Origin of the sequence: Gottfriedia acidiceleris (assembly GCF_004138285.1) — a bacterium.
In the GTDB taxonomy this organism is placed as follows: domain Bacteria; phylum Bacillota; class Bacilli; order Bacillales; family Bacillaceae_G; genus Gottfriedia; species Gottfriedia acidiceleris_A.
The window spans coordinates 148,919-161,855 of record NZ_SCFN01000003.1 but is presented as its reverse complement, the minus strand read 5'-3'; the positions used below and the strand labels follow the sequence as shown (position 1 = coordinate 161,855).

Sequence of the window (12,937 nt, the reverse complement as noted above, 5' to 3'; positions counted from 1 at the left end):
TTTATGTCAAGCAAGACATTAGAAGCATTTTTAACTCCACAATTAGCTGAGTTAAAAGAGAAAGGGCTCTATAATGAGATTAACTCTTTAGAAGGTTCTAACGAAGCTACTATTCAAATTAGTGGTAAACAATTTATAAATTTATCTTCAAATAACTATCTTGGTTTTGCGACTCATCCTCGTTTAAAACAAGCTGCTATTGAAGCGACTGAAAAATATGGAGTTGGTGCAGGAGCGGTACGTACGATTAATGGTACGATGGATATCCACGATCAACTTGAAAAAGCGATTGCTGAATTTAAACATACAGAGGCTGCTATTGCATTCCAATCTGGTTTTAACTGTAATATGGGTGCTATTTCAGCAGTAATGACAAAGAAAGATGCAATTCTATCTGATGAATTAAACCATGCTTCAATTATCGATGGTTGCAGACTTTCTGGGGCAAAAATTATTCGTGTAAAACACCAAGATATGGATGATTTACGTGAAAAAGCAAAAGAAGCTACAACTTGTGGTTTATATGAGAAAGTTATGTACATAGCAGATGGTGTTTTCTCTATGGATGGAGATGTAGCAAATATTCCTGATATCGTAAAAATTGCTGAAGAATTTGGCTTAATTACATATATCGATGATGCTCATGGTTCTGGTGTTATGGGAAAAGGAGCTGGAACAGTTAAGCATTTTGGATTATCAGATAAAATTGATTTCCAAATTGGTACACTTTCTAAAGCAGTTGGAGTTGTAGGTGGATATGTAGCTGGTTCACAACAATTAATCGATTGGTTAAAAGTTCGTGCACGTCCTTTCTTATTCTCTACTTCTTTAACACCAGCAAATGCTGCTGCTTGTATTGAAGCAATTCGTATTATGTCTGAAGAACCAGAAAAAATTGAAAAGCTTTGGGAAAATGGTGATTACTTAAAAGCTGGATTATCAAAACTTGGATTTAATATTGGTGAGTCTGAAACACCAATTACACCATGTATTATCGGTGACGAAAATCTTACACAAGAATTTTCTAAACGTCTATACGAAGAGGGAGTTTATGCGAAGTCAATCGTATTCCCAACAGTACCACTTGGAACTGGTCGTATTCGTAATATGCCAACAGCTGCGCATACTAAAGAAATGCTAGATGAAGTTTTAGCTATTTATGAAAAAGTTGGTCGCGAATTAAACGTTATTCAATAATTTTAAAATTAATTTTGATATTTTATTACTATAAGGTGGACTAAGGAATGAAGAAAATATTAATTACTGGTTGTTTTGGACAAATTGGTTCAGAATTAACTACGCGTCTTAGAAATGAATACGGTAATGAAAATGTTGTTGCGACAGATATTCGCCGTCTTGAAGGAAGTCCAATTTTAGAAACTGGTCATTTTGAAATTTTGGATGTAATGGATAAAGAAAAAATGTTAGAGATTGCTAAAAAGTATGAAGTTGATACTTTCATTCACTTAGCTGCACTATTATCAGCAGTAGCAGAAGCGAAACCTACATTAGCTTGGGACTTAAATATGGGTGGATTAGTGAATGCACTTGAAGTAGCAAGAGAGTTAAGCTTAAAATTCTTTACGCCAAGTTCAATTGGTGCATTTGGACCAGCAACACCAAAAGATAACACACCACAGGATACAATCCAGCGTCCAACTACAATGTATGGTGTTACAAAAGTAGCTGGTGAATTATTATGTGATTATTACTTTGAAAAATTTGGTGTAGATACTCGCGGCGTACGTTTCCCAGGCTTAATCTCTTATGATACAGTACCAGGTGGAGGTACAACTGATTATGCTGTTGATATTTACTACGAAGCATTAAAAAATAAGAAATATACTTCATTTATTGGTGAAGGAACATACATGGATATGATGTATATGCCTGATGCAATTGATGCAATTATTAAGCTAATGGAAGCAGATCCATCAAAACTTAAACATCGTAATGCATTTAATATCTCAGCGATGTCATTTGAACCAACTCAAATAGCGGCATCAATTCGTAAATTCATCCCTGAATTTACATTAGATTTCGACATTGACCCTATTCGTCAAGGAATTGCAAATTCATGGCCAAATTCAATTGACAGCTCTGCTGCAAAAGAAGAGTGGGGCTTCGATCCAAAATTTGATTTAGATCGTATGTCTGAAGATATGTTAAATAAATTAGCTTCAAAGTTAAACGTAACTCAAGCTTAAGAAAAAAGAAGGAGACGATTGTCTCCTTCTTTTTTTCTCTTCCTTTACTAATCCCTGTTTTTGGTATTTTGTTTAGTACTTTGACACAAACTTATCATGTATCAAGAATGATAAATTAAAATGCTGATAAAAAAGGAAGTTAGAAGATGAATAATTTAGATCATAAGGGATTACCATTAACGATTAAAGAGATTAAAACTGCATATGAACTTTTAGAGGGGAAAGTTCGAAAAACACCTTTAGTAAAATCATTTTATTTAACTTCAAAGTCGGACGGAGAAATTTATTTAAAACTTGAAAATATGCAATTAACTGGCTCTTTTAAATTTCGAGGTGCATTTAATAAAATTTCTCATTTAACTGAGGAAGAAAGAAGTAAAGGAATTATCGCATGTTCAGCTGGAAATCATGCACAAGGTGTCGCTTTATCATCAAAGCTATTACATATTAAGAGTAAAATCATCATGCCTTCAACTGCACCAAAAGCAAAGGTTGAAGCAACAGAAGGGTACGGTTCAAATATCATTTTATACGGTGATACATTTGATGATGCGAAAGACTATTGTGCTAAAGTGCGAGACGAAACTGGTGAAACATTCATCCATCCTTACGATGATATCTACATTATGGCTGGTCAAGGGACTATTGGTATTGAAATTTTAGATGATCTCTGGGATGTTGATACAATAATTGTTCCAATTGGTGGTGGTGGCCTCATTTCTGGAATTGCAGTCGCTTTGAAATCATTTAACCCTTCAATAGACGTTATTGGCGTTCAAGCAGAGAATGTACATGGAATGAAAGCATCAATAGACGCCGGAGAAATAGTGAGTAATTATATTGCTCCTACAATAGCCGATGGTTGTTCTGTTAAGGTTCCAGGGAAATTAACATATGAAATTGTAAAAGAATTAGTAACCGAAATAATTCTTGTAAGTGAGGATGAAATAGAAGTTGCAATGAAGGATTTACTACAACGCGGTAAGGCAGTTGTGGAAGGTTCAGGTGCCCTAGCGACAGCAGTAATTTTATCAGGTAAAGCTTCAAAATATATAAAAGATAAAAAAGTAGTAGCTATCATATCGGGTGGTAATGTCGATTTAGAGAGAATCTCCAGTGTTTGTGAACATTTCTTTGGGAATGAAGTAAAGTGATTTTTTTAAGAATGGGTGATCCTATTGTCGGAAAATAAACTAAGAAGAGAAATGGGATTTATTGCAGCTTTAACTACCGTAATTGGTACTGTAATTGGTGGTGGAGTCTTCTTTAAAGCCACAGCTGTATATGGCGCAACTGGATCTGCAAGCTTAGGTTTATTAGCATGGATTATTGGAGGCATCATTACAATTTGTGCTGGTTTATCGGGTGCTGAGCTTGCCGCAGCAATACCAAAAACCGGAGGAATGATTGCCTATTTAAAGCACACATATGGAGATCTAACTGCCTATTTACTTGGATGGGCTCAAACGGTCATCTATTTTCCAGCTAATATTGCCGCGCTTTCGATCATATTTGGTACACAAGCAGTTTCAATTTTTGGAGTCCCTGCCAATTCTAATCAATTCACTGTAACGATTATTGCTGTAGTTACTGCAATTTTTATCACATTAATGAATTTTTTAGGAGCAAAAACTGCTGGTAGTATTCAGTCACTTTTTACGTTTTGTAAACTAATACCGTTGGCGATTTTAATCATATTTGGATTAATACATGAAGGAAATGTGACTTTTCAGCTTTTTCCAGTTGAGGTAGGAAGTGATCGAAATTTTTTGCCAGCACTTGGTTCAGCTTTACTTGCTACGATGTTTGCATATGATGGTTGGATACTGGTTGGAAATATAGCCGGAGAAATGAAAAATCCTAAAAATGATTTGCCAAAAGCTATCGTATTTGGTTTAGCAGCTGTAATGGCGGTATATCTTTTGATTAACATATCCTTTTTATTTGTATTAACCGCAGTGCAACTAGCTGGTACATCTACACCTGCTACTGAAGTTTCGAAAGTTTTATTCGGTAATTTTGGAGGAAAACTCGTCTCAATCGGAATTTTAATTTCTGTATTTGGTACAATAAATGGCTATACAATGACAGGTATGAGGGTCCCATATGTAATGGCTAGAGAACAAAAACTTCCTTTTAGTAGTTGGTTTGGTAAATTATCTAAAACTGGAGTTCCATATAATGCTGGTCTATTTATCCTAATAGTTGCCATATTTATGATGTTTATAGGTGGATTTGACTTATTAACTGACATGTTAGTATTTGTCATTTGGATCTTCTATACATTAACATTTATTGCGGTTTATATTTTACGAAAACGGGAACCGGATCTAAAAAGGCCATATAGAGTACCTTTTTTACCCTTAGTTCTCTCAATCGCAATAATTGGGGGAATCTTTATCGTCGTTAATACATTAATGACGCAAACTATTTTAGCATTTTGGGGAATTGGTTTAACGTTAATTGGACTTCCTGTTTATTACATGTTACGGAAAAACCATGTTGCAGTAGATGATTGAAAAAAGGTAGGATTTCTCCTACCTTTAAGACTGCTTATTGAATTTATATCTGTTTCCTTATTTCAAAAAAATGTTTTAGTTCGAATGGTTATTTGTAAAATTCAAAAAATTATAAGATGTAATAACTCCAATCAATAAAAACAAGCTTGCAATGATTGGTGGTAATAGATGATAAAAATCTGTATATCCAATCATAAAATGGACTGCAAACGCAGTTATAAACGTAGGTAAACTCCCAAGCAATAATGTCCACCAAATCCATTTTTGGTTTTGTCTGAACCCCCATAATGAAATCATGAGTACTAGTAAGCCAACACTTACTAACCCACCTCCAAAACCGGCGCGATCATGTGAGATTACAGGAATTAAGTGTTGATTAAACGCATTCAACCTAGAGGGTGTTATACATAAATAATTTAAATCTGTTTTAACAAAGGTAGTAGTGACGCCTACAAAGGAAATAATACATCCTCCGATTATAATCGAAAATCCTAGTATAATAAAAAATAATTGACCTATTAAACTAATCTTCCAAAAGTTATTATTTGTTAAATTTTCAGATTCTGGACTTCTATTTATACCTCTTGTTTTAAAAAAACCAATTAAGAATGGTATTAATAGAACTACCCAAAATAAAGCGTGTAGCCAGTCAAAGTACCCATACCCTATAAATAAGAATATCGCTAAAAAACCTACGAACGCACTAGTGTCAGCTGCTTTCTTTGCCCAATGATAATGATGTTTAATTCCATTTCTTGCTAATGATATGAACAATATTCCACCTGACATAATCGTCCCTGAAAGTGTCATCCGATCATGTGACATAAAGGGGAGAATTCGATCATTAAATTGTAAAATTAAATGACGATTAATCGTTAAAAAGTGCTCATCATATGGAAGGACAATGGAAGTTAAACTAATAAATAGAGCAAGTAATCCTCCAAAAAACATGAAAAGTCCAAATAAAAAGTACCAAATCCATCCGTCACTTAAACTAGTCAACTCTTTTTTTCTTCTATACATTACCGCTTCATTGATCCGTTTTGGTAAACCAGGACCACTGAGCACATATCCATGAGTCAAAAATACTAATGATGCACCAGTATCGATTAATTCAATTGCATCAATCGGTTCAATCACTCCGCCTTTTGTAAAAATTGGTTTCTCAAACTGAATTGATTTTAACTTTTGAATAGTATTTATTAAGTTATTTTTTTGCTCTAAATCAGTAGTAATTGGAAGTTCTTCAATCAATATTGAATCGAATGGATAATTTGCTTGTTTAAGAAAAACATCTATTTCATTTGAATAAATTGAGAGACAAATAGGTTTAGAAGATGCCCAATTATTTTCTACTAAATCCCTGGCCAAATCAAGATCTAAGATGAATAGATCAACAAAATCAGTAAGCCTTGATTCGATCAGTTTAAATTCATCAAAACTCCCAACTATTCTAGCAAAAACGGGAACCTTCTTATGTATTTTTGAAAGTTTATGAACTGTTTGTTCTACGGTTAGTACTTTATATTCTTCTGTTCCAATTAATTGATTATGTTTCAAATCAATGAGCGGACTTTTACTTGTAGGAGTGTGATGTATAGAAATAGGTCCAATTTCAATTACACCAAATCCTAAATTCATAAAAGCATTTGTGCCAGATAGATATGGGTCAATCTTAGAGGCCAATCCAATTTGATTTTTAAGTTTCAAATTATGAATCTCGTTTTCAAGGGAACTATCAGTGTTTAAATGACCAAGAAATTCGATTAGATTCGGACCAAATGGCATGATTGAAATTTTATTCATGCTACTATGAATGAATTCTCTTGAAACTTTAGAAGGAAGCTTTGAGAGCAGTGGTTTAAAAATTGTATGATAAGACCAATCAGGCATAGTATAACCTCATTTATTTTCAGATTACTTCTAGTTTACTTTGACAAATATAAAATGAAAACACTTTCTTGCAAAATTGTGAATTGGTTCACAACACATTGGAATTTTTGTATAAATATGGTATAAATAAAATGAGTTATCTACTTTCAATATTAGTAAGACTAGTAAGGAAAAGGTTGTATAGAAAGGCGTATATGTGATTACAATGGTAAATATGCAAAAAGTGATAGTCATCGTTGGTCCTACAGCAGTAGGGAAAACAAAACTAAGTATTGAACTTGCAAAAGCTGTTGATGGAGAAATCATTAATGGCGATGCAACACAGGTTTATAAAGAATTAAATATTGGAGCAGCTAAAATTACAGAAGAAGAAAAAGAAGGAATTCCGCATCATTTAATTGATTTCCTTGATCCAAAAGATTCTTTTACAGTTGCTGATTTTCAAACTTTAGCTCGAGAAAAAATTAAAGAAATAGCTAATCGAGGTAAAATTCCAATTATTGTTGGTGGTACTGGATTATATATCCAAAGTGTATTAACTAAATATGAATTTGCTGAGCAAGAAGGTGATGAGCATTTAAGAAACCAATTAGAGGGCTTTGCTATGGCCTTTGGGAATAAAGCATTACATGATCAATTAAAAGAAATTGATCCAGAAAGTGCAAAGCAAATACATATGAATAATGTCAGAAGAGTAATCCGAGCAATAGAGGTTTTCAAACTGACAGGACAAAAATTTTCAGAGACCGCATTTAAAAAAGAGCCAGAGTATTTATATGATGCAGAAATAATCGGATTATCGATGGATCGAGAGCTACTATACAATCGAATTAATTTACGTGTTGATCTAATGCTGGAAGAAGGACTAGTAGATGAAGCAAAAATGCTCTACGACAAAGGTATTCGAAATTGTCAATCTGTGCAAGCGATTGGCTATAAAGAGCTTTACGATTATTTTGATGGAATCTTAACAAAAGAGGAAGCAATCGATTTAATTAAACAAAGCTCAAGAAGGTATGCAAAAAGGCAAATGACGTGGTTTAGAAATAAAATGAGCATCCATTGGTTTGATATGGATGGACATAATTTTGATATAAAAAAACTGGAAATTTTAGCTCTACTTGAAGGAAAGGGCTATTTCATCTCGAATAAATATATGTAGAGGTAGAAGAGGAGGAAAAGGACATGAAAACATCAATCAACATTCAAGATCAGTTCTTAAACCAATTACGTAAAGACAATCTAGCGGTTACAGTATTTTTACTAAATGGATTTCAAATCAAAGGTAAAGTAAAAAGCTTTGATAACTTTACGGTATTGTTAGATGTTGAAGGTAAACAACAATTAATATATAAACATGCAATTTCAACGTTTGTACCATCTAAAAATGTACAAATTGAAATGTAAAATAAATTGAAAAAAGAGCATTGATCTTATGGTCAATGTTCTTTTTTAATTATGCTAAATAAATTAATGAAGATAATTATATTATGTAAACTAAGGAGGAGAAATTAAATGTATGCTCCAAAAGAATTTAAAGAAACAGATCTAAATCAATTAATAGCCGAAATGAAGAAAAATAGCTTCGGAATATTATTATCAAATAATGACGAGGCAAAAATAGAAGCAACTCATTTACCATTTATCATTCAAGAAGCCAAAGAGAATTTAATGATAATTACACATTTAGCTAAGCCAAATCCTCAATGGAAAACGATGAATGGAAAGGAATGTTTAATAATCTTTCCAGGACCACATGCATATGTTTCTGCTTCATGGTATGAAGAAAAAAATACAGTTTCAACTTGGAACTATACAGCAATCCATGCTTATGGAAAAGTAACAACAATTGAAAATAAGGATGAAATGAGACAAATCGTTTTAAAAACAACCGACTATTTTGAAAAAGGACAATCAAAACCTTGGAAATACGAAGATCACACAGATTATGTTGAAAAATTACTTTCAGGAATTGTTTGTTTAAAAATTGAAGTAACAGAGTTAATCGGTAAAAAGAAATTAAGTCAAAATCATTCGATTGAGAGAAGAGAAAAAGTGATTACAGCTTTACAAAATGAAGAAAAATATTCCTCAAAAGAAATCGCAGAACTTATGAAAGCAAATCTAAACACAAGTTCCTAAAAGGAAGTTTACTACACTGTAAAAAGAGGGAGTTATGATGATAGAAATCATAACTCCTTTTTATTTGGGCGTTCATTTTCTTGAAAAAATTGAAAGTACCGTTTTAAAGAAACTGAGGTCTTCAATCCAACTAATTGCTGAATATCTTCCACTAATAAACCCTCTTTTATTTTCCGTAGAATAAAAGTGTTTCTTAAATGTTGTGAGCAAAGTCCTTTTCTAAGCCCAGCTCTTTTAACTTCCAACCTAAGCATTTTTTGAAATGCAATTTCAGTTAGTGCTTTCGGTGAATCTGTATCGTAAACCCAGTGGAATGTCATGCGGTTAAAATCAAATGCAACAAAGAGCGGATGAGTTGAATGATAGTGAGGTCTTACGGGCTCGGGTATCGTGACAAAATAATTATATAATAGTATTCGATCTTCTTTTGTAAGAATAATTGTTCTTTTAACACCTTCCTTGCTATGGACAACAAGTTCATTTAAAGCGAAGTTAATGTCTCTCATTTGTAAATCAATTAATTCCTTTAAAGTTAGTCCATAAAACAGCATTAAACGAATCATAATTTCGTTACGATCCATTAAAAATGATCTAGCTTTTAATTGTTTTTCTGATAAATCTGTCGTGGATTGAACAATTGATAGTAATTTTTTTTCTTCTTCTTCAGAGATAAAATCGTCTGTTGAAAGAGCGCGTGAAGGTCCAGCTAAATAGTTAGTGAATGGAATGATATTTTCGATTGAAGAATTATTAGAATGTAAAAATTTATAAAATTGATTTAGTACGACAAAAATTCGATGCATCGTTTTCTCATTATATCCACGTTCAGATGTTAAATAATAGAAATAATCATTAAAATTTTGTACTTGTAATGTACTAAAACTGTCATTAACTTTTTTAAAGTAACGGAAACATTCTTCTAAATCATAGCAATAACGCTTAATAGTAGATTCTTTTCTTCCTTTACTATTTAAGTGAGAGGCAAATTGCAAGATGACATCTGGTAAAGTAGCAGTCGTTAAGTTTGGGATCGTCAAATTTATCAACTCTTCTCTTTTTCTCTTATTATATCAAATAAGTTAATAGAATTTAGTAAAATTTAGCAATCTTATCCATTTAACAGTTAGTCTGGAGAATAAAAGTTTTGAAATTAATTGTTCGTACATATAATAGTAAAAAACTTATTTAGTAAAATACTTTCAAAAGCGCATAAAACGAACTGTAATGAGATTTCTCGTTGAGTGCTTTCTATAGATACTAAAAAATGTTCGACAGAATAAAGAGAGGTGTCATGTTTGGAGCAGCCAATTCGTTTAAAAGATAACGGCCAAATAAATGTTGTACTTAATACAGTGAAAAGGGGAGAGGTTTCTCCAAATCCAAGTATCGAAACAGTAAAACAGCCTAAACATGAATTATTAATTGAAATAGAGGATCAATTAAGACATTTAATTGGCATGGAAGAAATAAAAAAAATGATTCATGAAATTTATGCTTGGATATTTATTAATAAAAAAAGAGAAGAATTAAACTTAAAGGCTGAAAAACAAGTATTGCATATGTTGTTTAAAGGGAATCCAGGAACTGGAAAAACGACTGTTGCAAGGATTATTGGTCAATTATTTTTGAAAATGGGAGTATTGTCAAAGGGCCACCTAATCGAAGCAGAAAGAGCTGATTTAGTAGGAGAATACATTGGTCACACTGCTCAAAAAACTAGAGATTTAGTAAAAAAAGCAAATGGTGGCATTCTTTTTATTGATGAGGCTTACTCACTAGGCCGTGGTGGGGAAAAAGATTTCGGAAAAGAAGCGATTGATACACTTGTTAAACATATGGAAGATAAACATGGCGACTTTGTACTGATATTAGCCGGCTATTCTTCTGAAATGGATTATTTCTTAAGTTTGAATCCTGGCCTAAAATCAAGATTTCCATTCATTTTAGAATTCCAGGATTATTCTGTAAAGGAGCTTCTAGATATTTCAAAAAAAATGTTTGTTGACCGAGAATATATTCTATCTCGGGAAGCGGAATACAGATTAAGAGACTTTATCCAAAAGGCTAAACTTGAAAATCGTGCTCATTTTAGCAATGGGAGATTTGTCCGTAATATTGTTGAAAAATCGATTAGGACACAAGCGACAAGATTAGTATTTGAGACCGAATTTAATCGAGAATTATTAATGAGAATCGAAGAAAAAGACTTATTTACTGCAGACAAAATCGACTCGATTAATTGAACGATTAGCTATTTTATTTGGTGCTTTCTACCCCACCAACCTTTAATGTTAAAATAAATTGAAATAATGACCCCAATTAAAATATTGAGGACAATACAAAATAAATAACCATATTTCCATTTTAACTCAGGCATATTTACAAAATTCATGCCATAAATTCCTGCGATAAAAGACATCGGTAAAAAAATGGCACTTATGAGTGTTAAAGTTTTCATAATATCATTTGTACGGTCAGATTTTAAAGACACTTGCAGTTCTATTATGCCTCCCATACTTTCTTTAAAATTATCAAGGGCATTAATAATACGTTCATAATTCTCCTTCAATTCATTAAAATAAAAGCCTGCATCTTGACTTAAAAAGGGAAAATCTGCTTCTACAATTTGGTTAATGACATTTACTTGCGGTTCTACAAGCTGTCTTAAATCTTGAAGTTGAACTTTCCAATTGAAAATTTTCTGATCTAAATCCTTTCGAAATGGATCATTAAATAAGTCTCGTTCAATTTCTTCAATCTCATTTGCAAACCGATCAATAGAGATAAGGAACTTCTCGATCACTTCGTGGAAAATTTGATATAAAACATGACCAGCATGGTCTACTTTAATATAATTTTGACTGAATTCCTGAGTTACATATCTGAATAGATCTATTTCATGATCTTCAATATATGAAATAATTAAATTTCTGCAAACAAGTATATTTATTTTTGTCGGTTTAAATAACTTAGTTAAGGCATATAGGGAAAGTATTGCCTCGTTTTTAAAAACATTTATTCTTGGCTTATGATCACTATGTAGAAGTTTCTTTTTTGCTAAAGGATGAATATGTAAACTTTCAATAATAGTAGTTAACTCATCAAAGGATTTATTATTGAAGTGATACCAAAGAATTTCATTATCAGTTGGTAGCAAAAATTCATCAACGGTTTCGACTGAATGATTTGTTATATTATATCTCTTCAAATGAAATTCCTCCTTTAAATAAATTTCTAAAATAGTGTTGGCAAGTATAGGTAAATTATGTGAAGAAAACAAACGCTTTTTTGGTTTGTTTATTCATGGTAATGAAAAATGAGATTAATAAGGTTAATTGTTGCAAAGAAGCGCTAGAGCAGAGGCTAGAATATGTCATCAGTTTGTACTTACAAAAAAAAAAAACAAACCATCATTTTAAAAGGTTTGTTTTTATTGGACTTATTTATTTATTTATTTATTTATTTATTTTAATTTAATTTTTGAGTGCTTGATTCGTTTAGACTAACTGTAGAGTCTTTAAATGATCTTTTTGGTAGACTCCAATTATAATGTACAGATAATAGTCTAAGAAGAACAATAACAATGAATAATAATAAAAGTTCAAAATTTGTATCAACAAATTTATTTCCAATTAAAACGCCTATAAGTATTGCCCAAAAAGCATATACTTCTGAATGTAATACCATTGGTTTTCTTTTTGCAAGTAGATCTCGTACGATTCCGCCACCAATTCCAGTTAAGACAGATGCTACAATAACAGCGCTAACAGGTAATTTTAATTCCATGGCATAATTTGCACCAAGAATTGCAAAAGCGGATAAACCGATTGAATCGAATAAAATATCTAACTTTTTAAATGGTTTATTTGATAATTGCGGAAAGAAAAAGATAATTGTCATCGCAACTAACGCAATTGTAAAATTTGTTGTTTGATTCCATAAATAGTTGATTGGATAACCTATTAATAGATTACGTAATGCACCGCCACCAAAGGCTGTAGCAAAGCCTAGAATATAGACACCAAATAAATCATAGTCTTCTTCCATCGCGACTACTGCACCACTTAATGCAAAGGAAATAGTACCAATAATGCTAAATAACTCCCATGTTTCCAAAAAGCAATTCCCCTGCCCTCCAATAAAAAGATGAAAAATAGTCCAGATATCATTATAATA

The 12,937-nt window shown here is 32.2% G+C and carries 12 protein-coding genes; 8 read left to right on the top strand and 4 right to left on the bottom strand.

Translation table 11 applies throughout. The features are described from left to right. The first annotated feature begins 3 nt into the window (after nucleotides 1–3). The 4 genes from EP747_RS06030 to EP747_RS06015 all read left to right on the top strand — a co-directional run bounded on the left by EP747_RS06030 (nucleotide 4) and on the right by EP747_RS06015 (nucleotide 4,726). Entirely contained in the window at nucleotides 4–1,197 is a 1,194-nt protein-coding gene (locus EP747_RS06030; protein ID WP_129688983.1) for a glycine C-acetyltransferase, read from the top strand. Nucleotides 1,198–1,244: 47 nt separating this feature from the next. Next, nucleotides 1,245–2,207: an L-threonine 3-dehydrogenase gene (locus EP747_RS06025; protein WP_129688982.1), complete on the top strand. Its 963-nt coding sequence runs from the start codon at nucleotides 1,245–1,247 to the stop codon at nucleotides 2,205–2,207. Nucleotides 2,208–2,353: 146 nt separating this feature from the next. Further along, the gene (gene tdcB, locus EP747_RS06020) at nucleotides 2,354–3,361 is read left to right on the top strand and encodes a bifunctional threonine ammonia-lyase/L-serine ammonia-lyase TdcB (RefSeq protein ID WP_129688981.1); all 1,008 of its coding nucleotides are present in this window, start codon (nucleotides 2,354–2,356) and stop codon (nucleotides 3,359–3,361) included. Between the two features lie 51 nt (nucleotides 3,362–3,412). Next, the gene (locus EP747_RS06015; protein ID WP_419179277.1) at nucleotides 3,413–4,726 is read left to right on the top strand and encodes an APC family permease; all 1,314 of its coding nucleotides are present in this window, start codon (nucleotides 3,413–3,415) and stop codon (nucleotides 4,724–4,726) included. 75 nt (nucleotides 4,727–4,801) lie between these two features. On the opposite strand, the gene EP747_RS06010 is transcribed toward EP747_RS06015, so the two are convergent. After that, nucleotides 4,802–6,619 carry a dihydroorotate dehydrogenase gene (locus EP747_RS06010; protein ID WP_129688979.1) on the bottom strand — a complete coding sequence of 606 codons (1,818 nt, stop codon included), beginning with the start codon at nucleotides 6,617–6,619 and terminating at the stop codon, nucleotides 4,802–4,804. A 199-nt stretch (nucleotides 6,620–6,818) separates the two neighbouring features. Between EP747_RS06010 and miaA the strand changes: the two genes are divergently transcribed. From miaA to EP747_RS05995, 3 genes are all read left to right on the top strand, one after another. Next, nucleotides 6,819–7,781: a tRNA (adenosine(37)-N6)-dimethylallyltransferase MiaA gene (miaA, locus tag EP747_RS06005; protein WP_419179276.1), complete on the top strand. Its 963-nt coding sequence runs from the start codon at nucleotides 6,819–6,821 to the stop codon at nucleotides 7,779–7,781. Between the two features lie 23 nt (nucleotides 7,782–7,804). Further along, nucleotides 7,805–8,026, top strand: a complete 222-nt coding sequence (hfq, locus tag EP747_RS06000) for an RNA chaperone Hfq (RefSeq protein ID WP_056470298.1) — start codon at nucleotides 7,805–7,807, stop codon at nucleotides 8,024–8,026. Between the two features lie 108 nt (nucleotides 8,027–8,134). After that, nucleotides 8,135–8,761, top strand: coding sequence for an FMN-binding negative transcriptional regulator (locus tag EP747_RS05995; RefSeq protein WP_129688977.1), 627 nt, complete (start codon nucleotides 8,135–8,137; stop codon nucleotides 8,759–8,761). A gap of 47 nt (nucleotides 8,762–8,808) precedes the next feature. On the opposite strand, the gene EP747_RS05990 is transcribed toward EP747_RS05995, so the two are convergent. Continuing rightward, entirely contained in the window at nucleotides 8,809–9,798 is a 990-nt protein-coding gene (locus tag EP747_RS05990) for a tyrosine-type recombinase/integrase (protein WP_235832778.1), read from the bottom strand. Between the two features lie 258 nt (nucleotides 9,799–10,056). Between EP747_RS05990 and EP747_RS05985 the strand changes: the two genes are divergently transcribed. After that, entirely contained in the window at nucleotides 10,057–11,004 is a 948-nt protein-coding gene (locus EP747_RS05985) for an AAA family ATPase (protein ID WP_129688976.1), read from the top strand. An 8-nt stretch (nucleotides 11,005–11,012) separates the two neighbouring features. On the opposite strand, the gene EP747_RS05980 is transcribed toward EP747_RS05985, so the two are convergent. Next, nucleotides 11,013–11,969: a magnesium transporter CorA family protein gene (locus EP747_RS05980; protein ID WP_165346883.1), complete on the bottom strand. Its 957-nt coding sequence runs from the start codon at nucleotides 11,967–11,969 to the stop codon at nucleotides 11,013–11,015. A gap of 260 nt (nucleotides 11,970–12,229) precedes the next feature. After that, the gene (locus tag EP747_RS05975) at nucleotides 12,230–12,877 is read right to left on the bottom strand and encodes a trimeric intracellular cation channel family protein (protein WP_235832777.1); all 648 of its coding nucleotides are present in this window, start codon (nucleotides 12,875–12,877) and stop codon (nucleotides 12,230–12,232) included. Between the last annotated feature and the right edge of the window lie 60 nt (nucleotides 12,878–12,937).